Source organism: Viridibacterium curvum, assembly GCF_039544165.1.
Taxonomy (GTDB): Bacteria; Pseudomonadota; Gammaproteobacteria; order Burkholderiales; family Rhodocyclaceae; genus Viridibacterium; species Viridibacterium curvum.
In genome coordinates this window covers 34,316-56,710 of sequence record NZ_BAABLD010000005.1, presented here as the reverse complement: position 1 = coordinate 56,710, position 22,395 = coordinate 34,316, and the positions used below count along the sequence as shown (strand labels likewise).

Here is a 22,395-nt window from a genome sequence, read left to right as displayed (position 1 = left end):
GGCTCGTCAGCCGATCTTGTCCTGTACCAGCTTGAGCAGACTACCGAAGGTCTCGAAGCTGGAACCGTCGATTTCATCGTCGGCGAGATAGACGCCGAAGTGCTCCTCAATGCCGGCGATGATGCCCACCACGGCCATCGAGTCGAGCTCGGGCAGCGCACCCAGCAGGGGCGTGCTGTCCACGAACCCCTGCGCGCGGCCCTTGAGGCCCAGCACGTCATCAAGTACGACCGCGAGTTCCTTGCGAATATCCAAACCCAGACTCCAGCAACTGACTGCAAATAGAGACTCGCTGCACGCCCTGCGCGACAACGTCCTCCGAGAAGGCCGGTATTATAGGCCGCCCGCTGCCCGCCTACCCCTGACATGCCGCACGGACTCCGTCGATGACCGCCACCACGTCCATCTTCCTGCAGAAGAGCTGGTTCGCCTTGCTCAAGGAAGCCGGGCTGCCTGGCGGGGCTGCGCACCACATCCTGGATGCCGCAGGACTGCGCATGCACCTGCTGAGAGTACCCGGAGGGCTGGAATCCTGCAGCAACTTCTACAGCCCCGATTTCGGCTTTGAAGAAGGCTCTCAGCCGACAGAAATCTCCCTGCGTGCCTTCGCCCGACAGCTCAGGGCCGAGGCGCCATCCCGCATCATGCTGCGCCCCATGCGCCGCGACACGCCCGTCGTGGCCCTGCTCTCGCAGGCACTTGTGGCAGAAGACTTCCGCGTGGACCTGCTACCGGTCAGCAAGAACTGGTACCTGCCTTGTGCGGGCCTGTCCTGGTCAGACTACCTTGCGCAGCGCCCTTCGCGTCTGCGCAACACCCTGCGTCGCTGCCAGACAAAACTTCGCGCAACCCCCGGCTTCCGCATCGACATCATCCGCGACGCGGGCCGGACACTCGACGCAGCCCTCGCCGCCTACAACCGCGTCTACGCCTCCAGCTGGAAGGAAGCCGAGCCCTATCCGGCTTTCATGCCCGGGCTGTGCCACATGGCAGCTGCGCAAGGCAGCCTGCGCCTGGCTGTGCTGTATGTGCGGGATGAGCCGGCAGCCGCGCAGGTCTGGTTCGTGAAGGATCAGACGGCCTCAATCTACAAACTCGCGTACGATGCCCGCTTTTCCAGGCTGGGTGTCGGCACCGTGCTGACCGCGGCCTTGTTCGAGCACGTCATGACGGTCGACCAGGTCAGCGAGATTGACTTCCTGACCGGCGACGATAGCTACAAATCCGAATGGATGAGCCATCACCGCGAACTCGTCGCGCTACTGGCCTTTGATCAGCTTTCGCTGAGCGGCAAGCTGCGTGCGCTACGGCACTTCGCCCCGCGCTGGTTGAAGAGAAAAATCGGCAAGACAGCATGACCCGACCCGCCTTCCTGCTGCACGACTTGCCTCTTCGTACCGCCGAAGCAATGCCCGCAGCTCCGGCTTTACGCGACGACGGCCACGGGCTGGACTATGCCACCCTGATCGGCAGGGTCGAGGGTCTCGCAGCGAGCCTGCTGCATCAGGGCCTGGCGCGCGGCGAACGGGTTGCCATCTGGATGGAAAAGCGCCAGGAGTTCGTCGTCAGCGCCTTCGCCGCCAGTCGCGCAGGCGGCGTCTTCGTGCCCGTAAATCCGCAACTCAAGCCCGCGCAGGTCGCCCACATCCTTCAGGACTGCAGTGTCAGCCTTCTCATCACCACCAGCGCGCGCCTGCCCTTGCTGCAGCCCCTGCTGGCGGGCTGCCCGGCGTTGCGTGACACCCTGATTGTCGACGGTGAGCACGCCGCAGCGTGGCAAGCGCGTTACGCCGAGTCTTCCACCCGAGCCCAACGCGTCATCGACGAAGACCTTGCCTGCATCTTTTACACATCGGGCAGTACGGGTCGTCCCAAGGGCGTGATGGTCTCGCATCGCAACCTCGTCGTCGGCGCACACAGCGTAGCCAGCTACCTCGGCAACCACGCCGAAGACCGCTTGCTCGCCGCACTACCGCTCTCCTTCGACGCAGGTTTCTCGCAGCTCACGACGGCCTTCAGCGTCGGTGCCAGTGTCAGCCTGCTCAACTACCTCTTGCCGCGCGATGTGCTGCGGGCGATGGCGCGTGACCAGATCACCGGACTCACCGCAGTGCCACCATTGTGGACCCAGCTCGCCGCCCTCGACTGGCCAACCGATACGGTCGCACCGCTACGCTACTTCGCCAGCACCGGTGGCCGAATGCCGCGCGAGACGCTCGCTGCGCTGCGCCAGCGTGCGCCAGCGGCCAAGCCCTTCCTCATGTACGGTCTCACCGAAGCCTTTCGCGCCACCTACCTGCCGCCTGAAGAAGTGGACCGTCGCCCCGACTCCATCGGCAAGGCCATTCCGAATGCCGAAGTCACGGTACTCCGGGAGGATGGCGGCGAGTGTGACGCCAATGAACCGGGGGAGCTCGTGCAACGTGGCGCACTGGTCACCCTGGGCTACTGGAACGACGCTGAGAAAACCGCCGAGCGCTACCGGCCCCTGCCACTGCGCGCAGGCCAGACACGCGCAGAGATCGCCGTGTTCTCGGGTGACACCGTGCGCCGCGATGCCGAGGGCTTTCTCTACTTCATCGGGCGTCGCGACGAGATGATCAAGACCTCGGGCTATCGCGTGAGCCCCAACGAAATCGAAGACGCCTGCCTGGCTACCGGGCTGCTACGTGAAGTCGCAGCCTTCGGCTTGCCACATCCTGCACTGGGGCAAACCATCGGCATCGTCGCGCAAGCCCTGGATGCCGCACTCACGGCCGAGACGCTGCTCGCCGCATTACGCCCCGAACTGCCGGCATGGATGCTGCCCGCCGATATCCGCCTGCAAACCGACAGCCTGCCGCGCAATCCAAACGGCAAGATCGATCGCGCGCGGCTGGCGCAAAGCGCCCAGCCCTCAAACGGGAGCCCAGCATGAACGCAACGCCCCCCAAGCACGCTCCCTTGACGCAATTCCCCGTGCGCGATGGAGAACTGCTCGTTGGCGGCACCCCTGTCTCGCAACTCGCAGAACGCGTCGGCCAGACACCGTTCTACGCTTACGACCGCGCCGCCATCAGCGCACGCATCACAACTCTGAAAGCGGTGTTGCCCCCACGCATCAGCCTGCACTACGCCATCAAGGCCAACCCCATGCCGGCGTTGTTGGCGCACATGGTGCGCCTCATTGATGGCCTCGACGTCGCCTCCGCTGGCGAGATGCGCGCCGCACTCGACAGCGGCATGACCCCAGCAGAGATCAGCTTTGCAGGCCCCGGCAAGCGCCCCACCGAACTTCGCCAGGCCGTCGCCGCTGGCGTGCTGCTCAACGTCGAATCCGAAACCGAACTCACGCGCATTGCCGAGGCCTCGCAATCGCTGGGCCTGCCCGCGCGTGTCGCCCTGCGGGTCAATCCCGACTTCGAACTCAAAAGCTCGGGCATGAAGATGGGCGGCGGCCCCAAGCCTTTCGGCATCGATGCCGAACGCATCCCGGCAGCACTCGCACAGGTCGCCTCTCTGGGTTTGCAGTTCGAAGGCTTCCACCTCTTCGCCGGCAGCCAGAACCTGATTGCCGACGCCATTATCGAAGCGCAGGCCAAGAGCTTCGCGCTCGCCATGCGCCTTGCGGCTAACGCTCCGGCACCGCTGCGCAGTCTCAATCTCGGCGGCGGTTTCGGCGTGCCCTACTTCCCCGGCGAAGCGCGCCTCGACATTACTCCGATCGGTCAGCATCTGCATGCGCTCGACGCACAGCTCGCACAAGACCACCCGACGGCACGACTGGTGCTGGAGCTGGGGCGCTACCTCGTCGCTGAAGCCGGTGTCTATGTCTGCCGTGTGCAGGACATCAAGGTCTCGCGTGGCACCACCTACCTGATCACTGACGGTGGCCTGCACCACCACCTCGCCGCGAGTGGCAACTTCGGCCAGGTCATCCGCAAGAATTACCCGGCTCTTCTGGGCAACAAGGCCGATACCGTCACATCCGGCCGATACAATGCCGTCGGCCCGCTGTGCACACCGCTGGACATCCTCGGCAACGATCTTGAATTGCCCGAGGCAGAGATCGGCGACCTGCTGGTAGTGCTGCAGTCCGGCGCCTATGGCCTGACAGCCAGCCCGGCAGCCTTCCTGTCGCACCCGGGCATTCCGGAAGTGCTGGTTTGAAGAAGCCGCCCCTTTCACCCGAACTCATCGAACAAAACCTGACCGTGCAGACTGCGACACCCCTGTCATGAGCAATGTCCGTCGCTCAGTCCTCGCCGTCATGGCTGGCTCGAACGCCGCCACGGTCATCAACTTCCTGTCAGGGCTGGTTCTCGCCCGCCTGCTTGAACCGGGCGAAATCGGCCTGTTCTCGATGACCGCCGTGTTCGTCGGCGTCATGCACACCTTCCGTGACTTCGGTGTGGTCTCGTACCTGTTGCGCGAACCAGACCTGACCGCCGAGAAAGTACGCTCCGCAAGCGGCGTGCTGATCGCCTGCTCGTCAGCCATCGCAATCACCATGCTGTTGCTCTCGGGTCCGGTCAGTCGCTTCTATGGTCACCCTCAAGTCGAACAGATCATCCAGGTGCTCGCGCTGGGCTTCTTCTTCATTCCGCTCGGCTCCGTCACGCAATCCCTGCTCCGCCGCGAAATGGAAGGCGGCAAGCTCGCTGCCGTCACGATGTTCAGCGCCCTTGTCTACGCAGGCTCCTGCATTGCACTCGCCGCGAGCGGCTTTGGCCACATGAGCATGGCATGGGCAAACTTCATCAACATCATCGCGGGCGGCCTGGCCTACTCATACTTCCGCCCCAAATGGCAGCCCTGGCTGCCTTCGCTGAAAGGCTGTGGAGCCATTGTGCGCTTTGGTGGCGTGTCGGCAATCAGCAATCTGCTTACCAATATCCACAACGCGCTTGCCGACACCTTCCTGGCCCGCGGCACCGACGCGCGCTCCGTCGGCCTCTACAGCCGCGCCAACGGCCTTGTCGAGCTCTTCTCGCAAGTCATCATGCCCGCAGTGAACAACTCGGCGCTGCCGGCATTGGCCTCCAGCCATCGCGAGAATGCGAGCATAGCGGCCGACATGATCCGTATCGCCGTCTACATCAGCGGTCTGGCCTGGCCGATACTATGGGTCACGGCAGTCTTCGCGCATGACATGGTGGCCGTGCTCTACGGAGACAAGTGGCTCGCCTGCCTGCCCCTCGTTTCCCTGCTGTGCATCTCGGCCGCAACACGCCTGCCCTTCAGCCAGACCTCCAATGGCTTGATCGCCATCGGGCGCCCTATCCTGTCAGTATGGACCATGGGCGCGACCATCATCTTCAAATCAGTCATTGCCATCGCTTCGGGCGCAGCAGACATGACTGCTTTCGTGCAGGCCTTCGTGCTCGGCGATCTGCTCGTCCTTCCGCTCATGCTTGCCGTGTGGCGCCTCAAGTTCCAGGTCCCGCTGACCACCTTTGCGCGCGCCATGATCCCGACGCTTGCAGTCACCGCAGCTTGTGCAGTGGTGTGCCACGGCATCGATCTGCTCATGACTGACATGAACTCCTGGCTACGACTGATCGCCACCGCCCTCATCATGAGCGCCACCTGGGTCGGATCGGTCTTCGTGCTCAAGCATCCGCTGCAGCAGGAGGTCGCACTCATCTACAAGAAGATCCGCCGCCAATGAGTATGCTGACGTCAACCGTTGTGCCCGCTCAGGATCTGGAAGGCGAGCTCGCCGCACGCTGGGACGCCCTGCTTGACGATGCGCCCGCGCGTAACGCCTTCCTCTCCCGCAGCTATGTGCAGGCCTGCGCACGGACTCGCGAGACACCGGTTCGCGTCTGCGTCTTCCGGGACGCAAAAGGCCAGGCTCAGGCTTTCATGCCGTTCGAACTCGACGGCTTGCAAGCGCGTCTGCTCGGCAGCGCGCAGCCCGCGGGCGGCAGTTTCGCCGACTATTTCGGATTGATTGCCTCACCGGGGTTCCGTATCACTCCCGAAGCCTTGCTACGCGCCTGCGGACTCAACAGCCTGCTCTTTACGCACCTGGACAGTTCCCAAGATCGCTACGGTCTTCAGGGCGACCAGCCCGCACGTGGTCTGCGAATCCGCGCGGCCGAAGGCGAAGACTTCATCGAAGCCCTGTTCAAGCGCGACAAAAAATTCGCGGCGGACACCGAGCGTCGACGCAACAAGCTCGAACGCGATCACGGCCCCTTGCGCTTCGCTGTCGAATCGGTCGACAGTGGAACGCTGGACTGGCTCATTGACCTGAAGGTGGCGCAGTACCAACGCACCGCGCAACGCAATCACCCGTTCTCACGCAGGCGCGACGCACAACTGCTGAAGCACCTCGCGGCACAATCCGACCCGCGCTGCATGCCGCGACTGACCGCGCTCTATTGCGGCGACCAGCGCATTGCTGCGCACTTCGGGCTGCAATGTCATGACACGCTTTCGTACTGGTTCCCCGTCTACACGCCAGATCTGCACAGCTACTCGCCAGGTCGCCTGCTGCTATGGGAAACGCTGCGCCATGCGCCTTCACTGGGGATTCGCTGCGTAGACCGAGGCGAAGGCGACACGCAGGCAAAACGCGACTTTGCGAATGAAGAACACGTCTATCTGCGTGGCTATTATTCGCGCACGACGCCGTCGGCAATGATGGATCGTGCACTCAACTCGTTGCGCTGGCGCTTGCAATCGCTGAAGAGTGCCAAACCTCAAGCCTGAGCCTCATGCCTGAAAATCGCGGCGCATCAAGGTGTACGCCAGCTCACGTGTCGCTACAGACCTGCTGTGTCCGACGACACTGGGGTCGATGTTGATACGTCCCATCACTCGCGGCAAAGCATCTGCGTGATTCAGACGCGCGTCACTGGACATGACGGCCAGACCCTCGGCATGACATTGTCCGACAATCTCTGCCGAGTAGCGCCCGTGCGGAAAAGCGATACACCCCACGGCCTGCCCGATCCAGTTGGCAATTTGCGCAGCCGCACTACCCAACTCTTCGCGCGGATCAGCGAGAAGCGTCAGCGGTGCGTGCGTGCGCGCATGCGAACCGATATCCCACACCTGCTTATCCATCCGCGCCAACTCTGACGGCGTCAGCATCTGCCGCTCGGTCGGCGTGTAACGCAATGCCCCCTGCAGCTTTGCCAGACGCTCGTCCAGCGGCGTTTCCAGCATATGCACGATGGCATCGTAGAAGCGTGGCGCCTCACCGAGTTGCGGCAAGGCTTGGGCAGCACGGCCTCCCGCAAAAATCTCGACCAGCGCGTCCTGCCACCAGCGCCTGTCAGTCTGTTGCATGGCCTCGACATTGACGAACATCGTGGCGCGCATGCCATGTTGCCGCAGCAAGGGCTCTGCATGCATGCAGTTGTCGCGCCAGCCATCGTCAAAACTGATCAGCAACGCCCTGTCGGGCAAACGCCCCTTACCCTGGCTTGCTGCGAGCACTTGCGACAACGAAACAACGTTGTAATGCCTGCGGAAGAAGTGCAGACACAGATCGAACTCTTCACGCGTCAGGGCGTACTCCTGTTCGCTGTGCTTCCACTCTTCAGACCCTGCAGGCAGGACACGATGGAACTGCGCAATCGTCAGGCTGCGCCGGTTGCGCATGCGGTGATACAGCGTCAGCAAGCCAGACTGCCAGACCATCCATCTCACGACGGCTTTCATGACCGCCTCGCTACCCAGCGGATCATCGCGGTCGTCAGCGGTGTACGCGTCAGCACTGCGTACAAGCGTGCGCGCGAATTCCGTGGTGCGTTACCCAACGCTGCAACAAAGGACTGGTGCGCGACGCGACGTGCACCACGCCACACGTGGTTGTAGCCATGTTCAAAGTGCACCTGCGCCAGACGCTTGCGGAACGCCGAGTCCGTCACGCCGGAAAAATGCGGGCCCTCCAAGCCCCAGCGCTCCCGGATCTCTTCCAGCAATGCCGCAAGTTCATTCTTGTCACGCAGACCATGCATGGCGCTGCCGGCGCGCATGCGATACAGCGCGACAACGTTGCGAATCGACAACATCGGCGTCTCACGCGACAGACGCAACCAGAGCTCGTAGTCTTCGCCGATCTTGCGCTTCTCATCGAAGCCGCCAGAAGCCAGCAACAGGTCGCGCCGAACCACGGCCGTATTCATGCCGACCAGCAGGCCCATCATCAACTTGCCAAACAACCAGCCCGAACGCTCCGGTTCGATACCCGCATCGTCCGGCACTGCACCGAACTCACGCCATGGTTTGAAGTTGCCCGCCGAATCGGCGAACCATTTCTCGAAACGCCCGAACACAACGCCCGCGTCCGGTCTGTCCTCGAAGGCTTTCAACTGTGCAGCCAGCTTGCCTGGCAGCCACACATCATCGGCGTCAAGGAAAGCGATCAAATCCCCACGCGCTTCGCGCACTGCCAGGTTCCGTGAGGCAGACACGCCGGAATTGGGTTTATCGATCACGCGCACCAGCGGGTAACGGCGCGCGAACTCCTGGTAATCGCCATCGCTCGACCCATCGTTCACGACGATGATTTCCATGGGCAGTGGCTGCTGTGCCAGCACGCTGTCGATGGCCTCACCGAGCAGGTCGAAGCAGTTATAGACGGGAATCACCACGGACACCGTCGGCGCACTCGTCACCGCTCGCGCCACATGGGCCGCCACGGACGGCTCCGAGAGCACGGGCTCGGCAGACTCCCGCAAGGCCTCGCCATATGCCCCCGCATTCGCCCCGCCCTTTTCAAATCGATTCATTGCCAGATGCCTGAGAAGTGAGACTTTACCGCTGCTCCATGGCCCGAAGCGCGGGATTGCGAATCTTGCACTGTGACGCGTCGCGACCCCTCGCTCTGTACTCACGGCATAGCGATAACCTGCCTGACGCACGAGCTCGACATGCGAAGCGTCAAAATCCTGTAGCGGCTTGCCATTCGGATAGGCGAAGCCGGACACCTTCCCCTTGATCACCCCCTCAAGGTATTCCTTGCTACCCGCGATCTCGTCACGCGCCTCGCTCAGCTGACAGCGTGACAGAATGGGATGGGTGAATGTGTGAGCGCCAATGCTGAAACCCATGGATGCAAACGCGCGCACATCCGCTTCAGAAAGGAATACCGACTGCTCTGGTTGAGGCACGCCAACCAGGGCTTCGAGTGCCGCGAGAATCTCTTCGCGCTGCGTCGATGGCACGTACTTGATCACGCGCTCCAGGGCAAACGGCCGGTCATGCGCCGGCAGCTTCCAGACATCATCGACCTTGAGATCACCGAACACACGCTTCAGTGCATCCAGGTTGTCGCTAACGGATATTGCCGTGCGGAAACGCTCGTACCACAGCAACTGCCCCGACAGCTGACCACAGGCGATGAAGAAAGTCGCGGGCAGACCACGCTGGTACAAGGCAGGAACAACACCCTCACGCCAATCTGCGTAGCCATCATCCAACGTCAGCGCTACTGCCCTGTCAGGCAATACACCGCGACTCAAGGCGTCCAGCGCTTCGTCCAGCGGCAATACCCGGCACTCCTCTTCCAGCACATCAAGGATGCGTTCGAACTCTTCGAGATCGAACTCCTGCTGCATGTGCGGCGACTTCGTGACGGGAATGCGATGAAAGGACAGTACGGACAATGCACCATCCGCACCGCCACCGAAAATGCTGCTCAATGCCGACTGCAGAACCCTCATAACGCACCTCCGGACGGCCCTGCGGCAACTGTTCTCAGTACATACTGCCGCAGGGTCTCCATCAACATCACGATGGCATACAAGGCTTCGAAATAGGCCACGCTCAAAGCTGCAGCTCCGACCACATAAGCGAACATCACGGCAGATAGCGTATCTGCCAGATCAGACGCCCATATCAAGCCGGGCCCATACGCCTTGCTGAGGCGGCGTATTTCGTTACGCGCCAGAAATGGCATGAGCAGAATGATCAGGAAAAGGAGCAAACCCACAAATCCGGTATCCCCCAAGACTTCGAAGTAAGCGCTGTGCGCTGCCCGCCCGGCAAGCGTGTAAGGCGTCTCGACACCCGACAGCAAACTCGGCGCGTCGCGGTACTCCACCCAGACCGAACGGTGCTCAACACCGTGGAAGCCGCCCCCCGTCAGTGGGCGGGCCAATGCAATCGCCGTGCTGACCTTCCAGGCCTCCACGCGCCCCATGAACGACGAATCCTCTTCCGCCGTCTTGATGGTGTTCATGCGTTCGGACCAGGATTCTGGCGCCGTCGCGACAATGATGACTGCCCCCGCAATCAGCGCAGCAATGCCGACCGCTTTGCGCCGGCTGCTCCACACCAACCAGCCGCCAGCCAGCATCATCGACAGCAAACCGCCTCGAGAATGGGTGCCGATAACCGCCGCCACCGAAAAAATCAGTCCGAACACGGTACCGAGCTTGACCAGCTTGCTGACGGAGTGCTGGAACATGTAGATCAGCAAGGGCATGCCCATCACGACAAGCAAGGCAAAGTGATTGTTGTCGCCGAACTTGGGGAGACCGATCACGTGGTGTCCCCCGCCGGAATTGATGAACTTGCCCCCCTCGACCACACCGTGCATTGCCAGGCCAAGGGTCAGCGTCACCACCATGGCGTAGATCCGGACGCGCGTCGTGATGATCATCGGCATCAGGATGCCGAACAGAAGCACCTTGAGAATCAGGGTCCAGAAGAAGTAGGACTGGATGCTGCCTTCCAGCGCGAACACAAAGGTCAGCGTGGCCTGCACTGCAAAGAGCATGAACAGGATGCTCACCCGGTTCGGAGAGAATGGCTGTTTGTCGGGATCTTTCGACAAGGCCAGCATCGCCAGACTGACCACTGCGAAGAGCATGTTGAACTGGAAGCTGGCCATGAAGCCGTACAGGTAGAAGTTGATGGCCACAAAGGCCGTCCACCCCCACAACAGATAAGCCACCAGGCTGCTGGAAAATGCCAGGTACACAAACCCCAGCATCGCCACGGCCATGACCAGGTCACGCACGCTCACGCTCCTTGCGAGCGGCCTCTTCAGGCGCAGGCTGTTTACCTTCTTCCAGCTTGTACTTGAAGATCCCCAGATCCTGCGCACGCCCGCGTGCAATGCGGACAAGGCTGAAGCACAAGGCCAGCATGCACAGGATGTCTGCAAGCATGATGATTGCTTCCATCGCCTCAGACCCTCGCTTTCCTGAAAAGAGCCAGTTGCCCGCTAGTCGTCGCCTGCCAGGAGAAGCCCTCGGCGTAACGACGCACCGTCGCCCTGTGAGTCTCGCGCCCCATCAGCTGCTCGAAGGCTCGCAACAGGCCAACCGGGCTGCGTTCGTGCATCAACTCGCCTGCGCTGGGATCGGATACGACTTCCGGGGTTCCCCAGATGTTCGTCGCAATCACCGGCGTACCGCAAGCCATGGCCTCCAGCAGCACGTTGGCCCAGCCTTCGCGGCTGGAGCACAGCGTCAGCGCGTCGGCAGCGCTGTACCACCACTTGAGTTCGGTCTGCGGACGCGAGCCGGCGAAGTGCACGCGATGCGTGACTCCCAGTTGCTGTGCCTGAGTGGCCAGTCGCTCACGTTCGACACCGTCACCGACGATCGCCAGGCGTACGTCAGAAGGCAAGAACGGTAGCGCCGCGATGGCAATGTCGTGACCTTTGCGTTCAATGAGATGCCCGACAGAGACCAGCAGACGGCCCTCCTGCTGCAAGCCCAGCTTCGCGCGCGCGGCCTGGCGATCTTCGGGCACAAAGCGCTGCAGGTCCACGCCATTGCGCAGCACATGCAGCCTGGAATTGTCGACGCCCATGTCGCGCAGCACATCCATCAGGGCGCCACACACGCCGATGGAGCCCGCTGCGGCTTCTGCCGTCTGTTTGATCAGACGACGCGGCCAGGCGTGCTGCGGAATCAGGTTCAGATCAGTACCGCGCGCGGTGACAACGAAAGGCTTGTTGAACCAGCGCGCCAGCATCGCTGCCGCCACACCGTCCGGGTAGTAGTAATGCGCATCAATGAGATCGAAATCGAAACCGTCGCGAATCAGCTTCGCCACCGTGGCCCGTGCGCCCCAGGCCAGCGTCCATGGCGCAATATTCATGCCCACTTTGGGTGGCAAAAAGTAACGTGGGTGATGCACCGCGATGCCGTTGTGGGTTTCCACGCGCGGCGTACTGGCCATCTTCGCCCAGTCGCCGAACCGCGGCGCCGTCGATGGAAACCACGGCACTGGCGCGACGACTTGCGTCTCGACTTCGCCACTGGCAAGCAGCTCGCGCAAACGCGTCTCGACGAAGATGCCGTGACTCGGCCGCACGCTACTCGGGTAGAGCGTCGAGAACAGCAGGGTGCGGATCCTGGTCATGTTGCTCAGACACTACGACGCTTGGTCAGCGCGCTCAGGCAGATTTTCTCGAACACATCGGCCGCGACTCGATGACCGTACCGATCTTCGACACACTGGCGAGCCTGACGCGAGATGCGTTCGCGCAGGTCTGCATCGCGCAGCAATGCCAGCACGGCATTGGCCTGATCCTGCGGCGCATCGCGCAGCAGGTAGTGCTCATCAGGTGTCACGTCGAGGCCTTCAATACCGATGGCCGTCGACACGACAGGGCAACCCATCGCCATGGCCTCAAACGCTTTGATACGCGTACCTCCGCCAACACGCAGCGGAATCACGAAAGCATGCGCGGCGTGAGCGTATGGGCGCACGTCATCGACGAAGCCAGTGAAGCTGACACCGCTGAGTTTCTGTCCGCGCTCAATGAGTGAGGCCGGTGCATTGCGGCCGACAACAACGAATCGGGCCTGCGGCATCTCGCGCAGCACCAAGGGCCAGACGTCATCGAGGAAGTGCGTGACGCCATCGATATTGGCATCCCAGTTCATTGACCCGGTGAATACCACGGTCGGCGGACTGCCCTCGTCAACAGCGGGCGGCAGTGCCCAGCTGAAGAAATCGAGATCCACACCGGTCGGGATATCGGCGACGTCGGGCAAGGCGTAATCCTTGCGAAAGAAAGCCGCATCACGTTCCGACACCGCGATGACAGAGGTAAAAGCCGACAGGGCTTCGCGCTCGAAGCGCTGCATCTTTGCATACTGCGACGCCCACACGCGACGCATCAGTGGATTGCTGGCCGTCTGCGCATGGCGTCCGAATATCTCGGCCTCGACGTTGTGGGTGAAACACACCGTTGCCGCACTGAGCTGCGCAGGCTTCAGCACGGCAGCGTGCACGAAGTCGAACACCACGACATCGAACTTCTCGCGCGCCAGGGTCTGTGCCACGCATGCACGTGCAGGGGCCGTATTGTCGTTGGCGACGTTGACGGGCAGATCACCGAACAGATCAAACACACGCTGCCAGCGCGGCCTCTCTGCAACTGGCTGCCAACCGAGGAAACGGTCGCAGACCTGTGCCAGCGCATCGCCCCACTGCGACTTCTGTGCCTCACTCGCCGGGCTCAGCAGCGTGATGTCAAAAGCACCGCCCTTCAGACCGCGCAGGATGTTGGTTGTGCGGATCTTGCCGCCGGCGTCGGTGGGATAAAGGAAGACAGGCGAAACGAAAGCAAGCTTCGGTTTGCTCACCAGCAGATACCCTCGTACTCTGCTGCCGGTGCCGTACGGATGTCGGCATAGCCGGAGAGGTCGACGATGCGGCGGCCGGCAGCATGCGCGATGATGGCCTGGCGTGCCGCCGCGTCGGCGTGGCCAATGACGATGACTTCAGCGTCAGCCAGCACCGCTTCCGGCGTCTCGCCCAGCAGCCGGTCGAGGTGCGGAATCTCGCGCTCAATGAACTCCTTGTTCTTGCCGAGCAGGCGGCTGATCTTGACGAAGTTGTCGTAGATCGAGATGTCGAAGCCCTTGCCCAGCAGGCGCTCGGCCAGCACCACCAGTGGCGAGTCGCGCATATCGTCAGTGCCCGGCTTGAAGGCCAGACCGAACAACGCAACCTTCTTGCGGCCGTTCTTGGCGATCATGCTGAAGGCGCGATCGATGTGCGCCTCGTTGCTGTCGAGCAGGGCGGACAGTGCGGGGATAGGCACATCGTGCTCGCGCGCCAGCGTGAAGAACCCCTTCACTTCCTTGGGCAGACATGAGCCACCAAAAGCAAAACCAGGGCGCAGGTAGGCCGGCGAAATATTGAGCTGCGTGTCCTGGCAGAAGATCTTCATGACCTCGCGGCCGTCAAGACCGCAGGACTTCAGCACCGAGCCCGCCTCGTTGGCGAAAACGATCTTCATCGCGTGGAAGACGTTGCACAGGTACTTCACCGACTCAGCGACCTTGCACGAGGTACGCACGAAAATGCCGGGCAGACCGTCGTACATCTTTTCCATCACGGCATAGCCTTGTTCGTCGAGGCTGCCGATGACGGTCTGCGGCGGCTGGTGAAAGTCCTTGACCGACGAACCTTCGCGCAGGAACTCCGGATTGAACACGAGCGACAAGCGATCACCGATCTTGCGACCGGCGGCTTCTTCGAGAATCGGCTTGATGCGATCTTCAGTCGTACCCGGTTGCACGGTACTGCGGATAACGATGGTGTGTTGCGTGTCCTTCTTGCGCACCGCCTCGCCGATCGAACGGATAACCGCGTCCACTGCCGACAGGTTGGGCGTGTAGTTGGCATTGGCCGGTGTCGCCACCGAGATCAGCGACACCTCGCTGCCGGCAATAGCCGCTGCGACGTCATGTGTCGCACGCAGCTTGCCGGCCTTGACCGCGGCCTCGATCAGCTCATTGATGCCCTCTTCGACGACTGGCGACTGACCCGCATTGATCATGCCGACCTTCTGCGGGCTGATGTCGACGCCGATCACTTCGTGGCCCAGTTCGGGCAGACATGCACAGGACACAGCGCCCACGTAACCCAGACCGAATACGGATATCTTCACTTGCGTTCCTTCCAGAAAATTCAGGGATGCTGCGGCGCCAGAGCCACTTCCCGCTTGATGCCAATGATCTCATGCGCCGGGAAACCGCCCACGACGGTTTCATCTGCAATGACATAGCGTTCGCGCAGCGTCCGGCTCAATTCAGTACGCGACAGCCCGCTCATGCTCAGGGCCAGGATAGGGCCGCGCCAATCGCCTTCATCCAGCACGCGGAACACGAACACGCGGCCGCCGCGCGCCAGCGTCGTATCAATGGCCTGCGTCATCTGTGCGTGAATCTTCTGTGCGTCACGCGATGCGTAGAAAAGCGTATCGAGGCGCAGACGCTGCATGCCGGGCACCGGCAGTACGCTCGAATCCGGCTCACCCGGGTAACCGGCATAGCCGACGTAAAGACCCTGGGTGCCAATTTTCTCCCTGGCGTCCTGCACGTTGGCGGCAACATCAAACCGTGCCTTGTGCACGCCGTAAAGCCCCAGATTCACAACCGCCAGCGCGGGCATCCACACGAACAGCAGGAGGCTGGCCACGCGGCGCGGGCAGTTCAGTGCGATGAGCACGACGATGGGCAGGGTGAACTGGAACCAGTGCTCGGGATCATTGAGATTCCAGTAGGCCGCAAAGGCCGCCGCGCCCAGCAGGAAGCCGAAAGGCATCAGGTGGCCGCGGCGCTGCAACACGGTGCGCACACTGAACCAGAGGATCGCCCCCAATGCCAGCAGGGTCCCACCGGCGACCAGAGCGTCGCGCAGCAGTCGCGGCGCATAGGGTTTCAGGTCATGCACCATGCCGTGCATGGCGGCACGCCCCAGCGAGCCGATATCGGGCAGGAAAGCGAAGTTGTAAATGAGGCTATAGATGATGCGTGCCGGGACTTCGACGAAACCGAAGAAGCCTGCATGCATTGCATCCTTGTCGGCCACGCTGCCGCGTACGAAAGCCACCAGGCCAGCATCTGTCGTATCCGTCATCAGCGCAGTGAGGTAACCCGCCAACAGGAATACCAGGCCACTGATGCCCATGGCCACACCAAATGCCAGCCCGGCCCGCCATGCCGCCGGCCAGCCTACGCCCTGACGGCGCACGGCCCACAGTGCCATCAAGGCGATGAAAGGCCCCATCGGCAAAACGCTGACCAGCAAGGTCGCACCGACACCCAGCCACGCGCCGGATATCGCGAGATCGCGCAGCGACGGTCTGCCAGCCTGCAGGGCGGACTCCCAGCGCACCGCATAGTGCAAGGCCGCGGCGAGCGCAGGGAACACCAACAGCTTGATGTGCGCCGTCGGCCCGAGTGAAACGATGTTGAAGCTCACCGCCAGTAAAGCCACGCCAGCGAGTGCGCGTGACAGGGACAAACCCGCGAGACGCAAGGTGCGGAAGAAGATGCCCATGGCCAGCGCACAAGCCGTGACGTTCATCGCCTCCAGTAGCTGGACAGCATTCAGCGCCGGGCTCAGCAGACGGAAAGCGACCAGCGCCAGCGGCTGCACCCACAGGTGCGCAACGTCCCACACAAAACGGTTGGCATGCAGGGCTTCGACATAGGCCGGTGCGTCATCGACCATCAGGTCAGACAGCAACAGGCGGAAGAACAGTGCGCCAGCGAGGGCCACCACGACGGCTTCCAGCCACGCGGGCCAACGCCCGGCAGCGGATTGCGCAGCCGTCGGCAGCTTGTCGACAGGAGTGGTAGACACAGTCATTGCAGAACTTTGGGAGGCGCGCCGGGAGGCTCAGCGCGCGCGGTCGAACAGCTTTTCGTAGGCCGCAATCATGCCAGCAAGCGAGTGGCGGCTGAGTGCAGATTGACGTGCCCTCGCGGGCATGCCCTGCGCCTCACCCTGAGCAGAGAAGACTTGTCTCACAGCGTCTGCGAGCCCTGCCACATCACCTGACGGCACCAGCAGCCCGCAGGTATCGGGCGTGAGTAGATCAGGATTGCCGCCCACCGAAGTGGCAATAATTGGCAGTCCGCTCGCCATGGCTTCCTGCAGGGTGCAGGAGGTGCCTTCAGCAATCGAGGGCAAGGCGAAGCAATCCATGGCACGCAGCAGTTGCGCCACATCGGATCGGCTGCCCGGCAGCCACACGACCTCCTGCAGGCCCAGCTCGGCAATGCGCGCCTCCAGCGCCGCCCGCTCGCCGCCCTCGCCCACAATCACCAGCCGCAATCGCGCGCCAAGCTCGGTGCTCCCGCCGCGGATCATCGCCAGCGCGTCGAGCAGCAGTTTCTGGTTCTTGACCGGATCGAGACGCCCCACGGTGCCCAGCACCCAGTGTTCGCGACCGAAGGGCCAGCCTGCTGGCAAAGCCTCGTCAGCCGCGCGCGGGCGGAAAGCATCGGTATCCACGCCGTTAGCCAGCAAGGACACCCTGCCCGGCGCAACCCCGATGGGCCCCGTCAGATAGTCCTGCAACTGCCGCGACACGGCGATGAAATGCGAGACGAAAGGTTTGAACACACGCCGCAGCAAGCGGAAGCGCGGATTGCGGCCATCCGGGTCGGCCACGATCCAGCCATGCTCGGCATGCACGCGCAGCGGCACGCCGGCAGCCCAGGCCACGGGTGTCACTTCCAGCGCAGCGAGATTGCAGGTGTGCAGCACCGCCGGCCGCTGCTGGCGCAACAAGCGCCACAAACGCGGATAGAGCCGGAATATCTGTCCGGGCGGCTTGTGCAGCGAGATGAACTCCACGCCGGGCACTGTCACGCGCTGGGCAAACTCCGCGCTGCATTCGGTCAGCGCGATGACGACATGGCGAAAACGATCAGTCGGCAGACGGTTGATAAGCTGGACGATGACATTCTCGAGCCCCCCCGCCTTGAAGCTGTAGACCACGTGGGCCACCAGCTTCCTGTCCTGCCCAGCACTCACTTCAGCCCCAGGAAAGCATCGAACATCACCAGTGACCAGATCGGCGCGCTGAAGTCGCGCAGGCCCGACTCATGCGCTTCCAGCATGCTGCGCAGGTTCTTGTGGTCGAAGAAACCTGTGTCGAGCAGGCGCTCGCCGGTCAGCGCAGAACGCACCCGATCCTTCAGCGGCCCACGGAACCAGCGCGCCAACGGCACCGAAAAGCCCATCTTGGGACGGTAGAGAATGTCATGCGGCAACAGCGGTTCGGCTGCGCGCTTGAGCAGGTACTTACCCTCCTGCCCCTTGATGCGCAGGCTCTGCGGCAGGGTCGCAGCCCATTCGACAAGCTTGTGGTCCATCAACGGCTCGCGCACTTCCAGCGCATGTGCCATGGATGCCCGGTCGACCTTGGTGTTGATGTCACCCACCAGCCAGGTATTGATATCGATGTACTGGATCAGCGCCAGCGGGTCATCGGTCTGCGCGCGTGCGGCATGTATGTTGAAGGCTTCCTGCGCGTGGTAACCGCCGAGTTGCGAACGCAGCCGGTCGCTATAGAGCGCGCTGCGCTCAGCGTCGCGCAGCACCGACATGCTGTGGAAGTAGGCCGAGACGGAATCACGCGCGATGCCCTGGAAGGTCGTCTTGGCGCGGAACATGCGCGGCGCCCAGTCAGCCTTGGGATAGAGCCGCGCCATCGCGCCGAACATCGGTCGGCGCAGCCACAGCGGCAACATGCCGCGTGCGCGCTCTTCCATCATGTGCAGGCGGTAGCGGCGATAACCGCCGAAGAACTCGTCACCGCCATCGCCCGACAAGGCCACGGTGACGTGCTTGCGCGCGAGTTGGCAGACACGGTAGGTCGGGATCGCCGAGCTGTCCGCGTACGGTTCGTCGTAAAGCGCCGCCAGCGTGTCGATGAGGTCGTAGTCATCACTCGTGACAGTCTCGACGAAGTGGTTCGTCTTGTAGCGATCTGCAACCTGCTGCGCGAAAGCGGATTCATTGAAAGCCGGGTCGTCGAACGCAATCGAGCAGGTGTTGACGGGTGCGGCCGACTGCCGCGCCATGTGCGCTACCACCACGCTGGAGTCCACGCCACCCGACAGGAAGGCGCCCAGCGGCACCTCGGCAATCATGCGCAGACGGATCGATTCAGCCAGGCGCGCGTCCAGCTCTTCCATCGCCTCGGTCAGGCCGATGCTGTGATGGCTCTGGAAGTGCAGGTCCCAGTAACGCTTCGGCTGTGGCAAGGACTCGCCACGGCGCCAGCAGAGCGAGTGCGCCGCCGGCAATTTCTTCGCCCCGAGGTAGATGCTGCGCGGATCGGCCACGTAGCCCAGCGCGAAATACTCCTCGACCGCATGCGGGTCGAGGCGACGATCCAGCCCGGCGCACTGCGTCAGCGTCTTGAGTTCGGAACCAAACGCCAGCCACCCATCTGCCAGCTCGGCATAGAACATGGGCTTCACGCCAAGACGATCACGCGCCATGAAGACCGTCTCGCGATTGCGGTCCCACAGTGCGAACGCGAACATGCCGCGGAAGCGCTCGACACACGCCTCGCCCCAGGCCTCCCAGGCGTGCACGATGACTTCAGTGTCGCTCTTGGTGCGGAAGACGTGCCCCAGCGCCTGCAACTCGGGAATCAGTTCCTGGTAGTTATAGATCTCGCCATTGAAGACGACGACGACCGAATGATCCTCGTTGAACAGCGGTTGTTGCCCCGTGGCCAGGTCGATGATCGACAGGCGGCGATGCGCCAGCGCGACGCCAGGCTCCAGATGCAGGCCCGCTTCGTCCGGCCCGCGATGGAACTGGATGTCGTTCATGCGCGAAATCAGCGCACGGTCGGGGTCTCGGCGCCCCTTCAGATCGAATAGTCCGGCAATGCCACACATGATGAATTCTTCTACTTGACCGGCGTACGCAGCAGCGCAGCCTCGATGGCAGACCAGTTCTCATTGGCGAAGGCGACGAGCTTCTGCTCGGCATCCGCGGCCGAATTATCCACTGAAGTCCACAGCAGAACGCCTGCTGAATCGTCCGGTCTGCGAAGTAATCGAGCCTTCAGCAGATCCAGCTTGGCCAACTTGTCTGACGGCGTGACGCTTTCGCCCAACCAGTAGCTGCGCAGGACGACGATATGTCCGCCCGCACCCGTCAGTTCGACGCGCTCGAAAGTCAGCGTGCGCTCGCCCTGTGCCAGGGTCATCGTCTTGCGGTTCATCGGATGCCACAAGGGATCATCCGTCTGAACGAGGTAATTGTCGTACTGCACCAGCTCCCGTCCCTCGGTCTGGCGCGCGTAGTAGGCCAGCTGGACCGACACCTTGTCGCGGCCCTTTGTGAACGACTGGACATCGTCGACGCGCGCACCGAGGAAGTGTGCCTTCCATTCACTGTCAGTTCGGGCTGCGGGGCTCCAGCCCGGCACCGTGACCGCGGGAACGCGATAATCCGCGGCGCCCGGCACGTCCATCAACCAGGCCAGCAGGGGCCGCGGTACAGCTACAGTCAGCAACGCCAAGCCCAGAACGGCGGTGGCCGGCAGCACCACGCGGCCAGGACTGCGCCAGCTCCAGTCACGCTGGCGCACCTGTGGCAGATGATCCTCACGCCAGAAACTGCCAACCCAGAACAGCAAGCCGATGACGATGCCAAAGAACACCCAGCCATAGATGAGGTGGTCAGCCCCCACGGCCAGACTGTTGCCGGAGAGATGGCCCATCATCACGATGATGTAGGCACGCAGCCAGTTCGCCAGCAACGGCACGACGAAAGATGCCACCACGAACAGCAGGCGACGCGTCAGGCTGCGGTAATTGAGGTACGCAAACAGCACGCCGACCATCATTGATGCAATGAGGTAACGGATGCCGCTGCAGGCCTCCACCACAGACCAGCGCCCGCTCGGAATGACGAAATTCTGCCCTTCCTGGTAGACGGGGATACCCGTCAAACGCAGCAGCGCGACGGTGAATTCGGCCGTGTAGTGCATCAACATCGGCACGAGGAAATCGCCGAAGGGGATGCCGAAGACCAGGAAGAACAGCGGGAAAAGCACTTGCCAGCTTGCGCGGTGCCCCCAGCAGGTCCAGATGGCAGCAATCACCATGAACACCAGCGCCGCATGCGACACCACGGCAGCGCTGATCGCTTCACCGAACACCCACAACAGTGCTGCGCCGGCCAGCGGCAAGAGCGGGAACAAGGCCGGGCGGAAACCCGCCGAGACCAGATCGCGTCGACGCTCCCACATCAGCCAGATGCTGACAGGCGCCACCAGCAAACAGTGATTGAAAGTGTCCGAGCGCATCCAGATACGGAAGACGCCCAGCGCGGTCTCCTGGAACACCAGCAGGATGATGGCAACCATTGCAACAGCCGCAGCAATGGCGACCCGTGGTTGCAAGCTCCGCTCCTTCAACCAGGTGGCGCTCATGCCGTCACTCCCGTTTCCGCATCATCTTTTGCCAGCAGCTTGAGGAAGGCCTTGAGATGCGCCTCCCAGCTGAAATCCGCGAGGATGCGCGCCCTCGCCCGCTGTCCCATGGTATCTGCCGCCGCAGCATCCGCCAGCAAGCCGCCGACGGCGTCCAGCCAGTCCTGCGTCGAGTCTGCGACGAGGAATTCGCCGCCCCGCTCTGCGCCCACGCCGACCGCGCAAGTCGCCGAAGCCACGACAGGCCTGGCCATCGCCATGGCTTCGAGAATCTTGTTCTGCACCCCGCGCGCAATCCGCAGCGGTGCGACCACCACGCGTGCGTGCTGCAGCCAGGGGCGAACATCGGGCACAGTGCCTGTCACCGTGATGCGTTCGCGTGTCGCGAGCGCCTTCACGGCATCAGACGGATTCATGCCGACCACGCAGAAACGCGCACGCGGCCAACGTTCCGCTATGGCGGGCCAAACTTCATCGGCAAACGCACAGACCGCATCAATGTTGGGCCAGTAGTCCATCGCCCCCGTGAACACGACGGGCAAATCGTCCGCTGCATAGGGCGAGACCAGCGCGCTGGACGGTGCGTACAGCTCGGCATTCACCCCGTTCGAAATCGCATGGATGCGCGACGTCGATGCAGGCGCCACTTCGCGGAACAGCGCCGCCTCGGCCTCCGACACCAGTACGCTGGCCGCGCACTGCTGCGCTACCGCGCGTTCGAAGTCCGCCAGACGTGCTCCCTCGCGCCGGTAGAGCCAGGCCATCGGGCCGCTGCGCTCCTGGGCATAACGCGTCCACTTAGCCGAGTCGACATCCACGAAGTCGACAACACAGTGCAGGTCCGGCAGCGCCTGGGTGTACTGCGCCATCGACGAGCAGAACACTACAGCTTCGCGGATGTTTCGCTGCGTCACGCAATCCCGTACCCACTTCGCCATGCTCGCGCTGCGGTAGTACGGCAAGGTCAAGGCCTCGCCCGTCAGCAGGCCTCGCATGGACAGCAGCTTGCCCAATGATGGCTGGATCTGCTCGACATGCACAGACGCGCAGAACTCGTCGAGTGCCGGCACGTGCTGCATGTCTTCGGCGTAATCGACGAAGCAGCCCAGATGCACCTCGTAATGCTGCGCGAGGAACTTGAGCAGGTTGAACGACCGCAGCTTGTCGCCCTTGTTGGGCGGAAACGGGATGCGATGGACGAGGTAAAGCAGTGGCGGCTTCATGAC

18 protein-coding genes are annotated in these 22,395 nt (G+C 62.6%); 5 read left to right on the top strand and 13 right to left on the bottom strand.

Going from position 1 to position 22,395, the window contains the following annotated elements; translation table 11 throughout:
- Positions 1 to 6: 6 nt before the first annotated feature.
- On the bottom strand, positions 7 to 255 hold the full coding sequence (locus tag ABEA02_RS04450) for an acyl carrier protein (protein WP_345531648.1): 249 nt from the start codon (positions 253 to 255) through the stop codon (positions 7 to 9).
- A 131-nt stretch (positions 256 to 386) separates the two neighbouring features.
- Between ABEA02_RS04450 and ABEA02_RS04445 the strand changes: the two genes are divergently transcribed.
- The 5 genes from ABEA02_RS04445 to ABEA02_RS04425 all read left to right on the top strand — a co-directional run bounded on the left by ABEA02_RS04445 (position 387) and on the right by ABEA02_RS04425 (position 6,699).
- On the top strand, positions 387 to 1,358 hold the full coding sequence (locus tag ABEA02_RS04445; protein ID WP_345531647.1) for a GNAT family N-acetyltransferase: 972 nt from the start codon (positions 387 to 389) through the stop codon (positions 1,356 to 1,358).
- Positions 1,355 to 2,917 (top strand): acyl-CoA ligase (AMP-forming), exosortase A system-associated, encoded by a 1,563-nt coding sequence (locus ABEA02_RS04440; protein WP_345531646.1) that lies wholly within the window; start codon positions 1,355 to 1,357, stop codon positions 2,915 to 2,917. Before ABEA02_RS04445 ends, ABEA02_RS04440 begins: the two co-directional genes overlap by 4 nt.
- The gene (locus ABEA02_RS04435; protein ID WP_345531645.1) at positions 2,914 to 4,149 is read left to right on the top strand and encodes a pyridoxal-dependent decarboxylase, exosortase A system-associated; all 1,236 of its coding nucleotides are present in this window, start codon (positions 2,914 to 2,916) and stop codon (positions 4,147 to 4,149) included. The genes ABEA02_RS04440 and ABEA02_RS04435 overlap by 4 nt, the downstream gene beginning before the upstream one ends.
- 67 nt (positions 4,150 to 4,216) lie before the next feature.
- Complete coding sequence (locus tag ABEA02_RS04430) at positions 4,217 to 5,650, top strand: oligosaccharide flippase family protein (RefSeq protein ID WP_345531643.1); 1,434 nt, start codon at positions 4,217 to 4,219, stop codon at positions 5,648 to 5,650.
- The gene (locus ABEA02_RS04425; RefSeq protein WP_345531642.1) at positions 5,647 to 6,699 is read left to right on the top strand and encodes a GNAT family N-acetyltransferase; all 1,053 of its coding nucleotides are present in this window, start codon (positions 5,647 to 5,649) and stop codon (positions 6,697 to 6,699) included. The genes ABEA02_RS04430 and ABEA02_RS04425 overlap by 4 nt, the downstream gene beginning before the upstream one ends.
- Positions 6,700 to 6,702: 3 nt before the next feature.
- Here the strand turns inward: ABEA02_RS04425 and ABEA02_RS04420 are convergent, their stop codons facing one another.
- Genes ABEA02_RS04420 through ABEA02_RS04365 form a run of 12 tightly spaced genes read right to left on the bottom strand, consistent with a single transcriptional unit; the run spans position 6,703 to position 22,392 of the window.
- Entirely contained in the window at positions 6,703 to 7,656 is a 954-nt protein-coding gene (locus ABEA02_RS04420; protein ID WP_345531641.1) for a polysaccharide deacetylase family protein, read from the bottom strand.
- On the bottom strand, positions 7,653 to 9,662 hold the full coding sequence (locus ABEA02_RS04415; RefSeq protein WP_345531640.1) for a glycosyltransferase: 2,010 nt from the start codon (positions 9,660 to 9,662) through the stop codon (positions 7,653 to 7,655). Before ABEA02_RS04415 ends, ABEA02_RS04420 begins: the two co-directional genes overlap by 4 nt.
- Positions 9,659 to 10,963, bottom strand: coding sequence for a putative O-glycosylation ligase, exosortase A system-associated (locus ABEA02_RS04410; RefSeq protein WP_345531639.1), 1,305 nt, complete (start codon positions 10,961 to 10,963; stop codon positions 9,659 to 9,661). The genes ABEA02_RS04415 and ABEA02_RS04410 overlap by 4 nt, the downstream gene beginning before the upstream one ends.
- Complete coding sequence (locus ABEA02_RS04405; RefSeq protein ID WP_345531638.1) at positions 10,956 to 11,114, bottom strand: hypothetical protein; 159 nt, start codon at positions 11,112 to 11,114, stop codon at positions 10,956 to 10,958. The genes ABEA02_RS04410 and ABEA02_RS04405 overlap by 8 nt, the downstream gene beginning before the upstream one ends.
- A gap of 19 nt (positions 11,115 to 11,133) precedes the next feature.
- On the bottom strand, positions 11,134 to 12,318 hold the full coding sequence (locus tag ABEA02_RS04400; RefSeq protein ID WP_345531637.1) for a glycosyltransferase family 4 protein: 1,185 nt from the start codon (positions 12,316 to 12,318) through the stop codon (positions 11,134 to 11,136).
- A gap of 5 nt (positions 12,319 to 12,323) precedes the next feature.
- Positions 12,324 to 13,550: a glycosyltransferase gene (locus ABEA02_RS04395; RefSeq protein ID WP_345531636.1), complete on the bottom strand. Its 1,227-nt coding sequence runs from the start codon at positions 13,548 to 13,550 to the stop codon at positions 12,324 to 12,326.
- A complete protein-coding gene (locus ABEA02_RS04390) occupies positions 13,547 to 14,863 on the bottom strand; it encodes a nucleotide sugar dehydrogenase (RefSeq protein ID WP_345531635.1) in 1,317 nt (438 codons plus the stop codon). The genes ABEA02_RS04395 and ABEA02_RS04390 overlap by 4 nt, the downstream gene beginning before the upstream one ends.
- Before the next feature lie 20 nt (positions 14,864 to 14,883).
- Positions 14,884 to 16,569: a hypothetical protein gene (locus ABEA02_RS04385; protein ID WP_345531634.1), complete on the bottom strand. Its 1,686-nt coding sequence runs from the start codon at positions 16,567 to 16,569 to the stop codon at positions 14,884 to 14,886.
- A gap of 30 nt (positions 16,570 to 16,599) precedes the next feature.
- Positions 16,600 to 17,742, bottom strand: coding sequence for a TIGR03088 family PEP-CTERM/XrtA system glycosyltransferase (locus ABEA02_RS04380; protein ID WP_345531633.1), 1,143 nt, complete (start codon positions 17,740 to 17,742; stop codon positions 16,600 to 16,602).
- Positions 17,739 to 19,625 (bottom strand): XrtA/PEP-CTERM system amidotransferase, encoded by a 1,887-nt coding sequence (locus tag ABEA02_RS04375; protein WP_345531632.1) that lies wholly within the window; start codon positions 19,623 to 19,625, stop codon positions 17,739 to 17,741. Before ABEA02_RS04375 ends, ABEA02_RS04380 begins: the two co-directional genes overlap by 4 nt.
- Positions 19,626 to 19,636: 11 nt before the next feature.
- On the bottom strand, positions 19,637 to 21,169 hold the full coding sequence (gene xrtA / locus ABEA02_RS04370; RefSeq protein WP_345531631.1) for an exosortase A: 1,533 nt from the start codon (positions 21,167 to 21,169) through the stop codon (positions 19,637 to 19,639).
- Positions 21,166 to 22,392, bottom strand: a complete 1,227-nt coding sequence (locus ABEA02_RS04365) for a TIGR03087 family PEP-CTERM/XrtA system glycosyltransferase (protein WP_345531630.1) — start codon at positions 22,390 to 22,392, stop codon at positions 21,166 to 21,168. Before ABEA02_RS04365 ends, xrtA begins: the two co-directional genes overlap by 4 nt.
- Between the last annotated feature and the right edge of the window lie 3 nt (positions 22,393 to 22,395).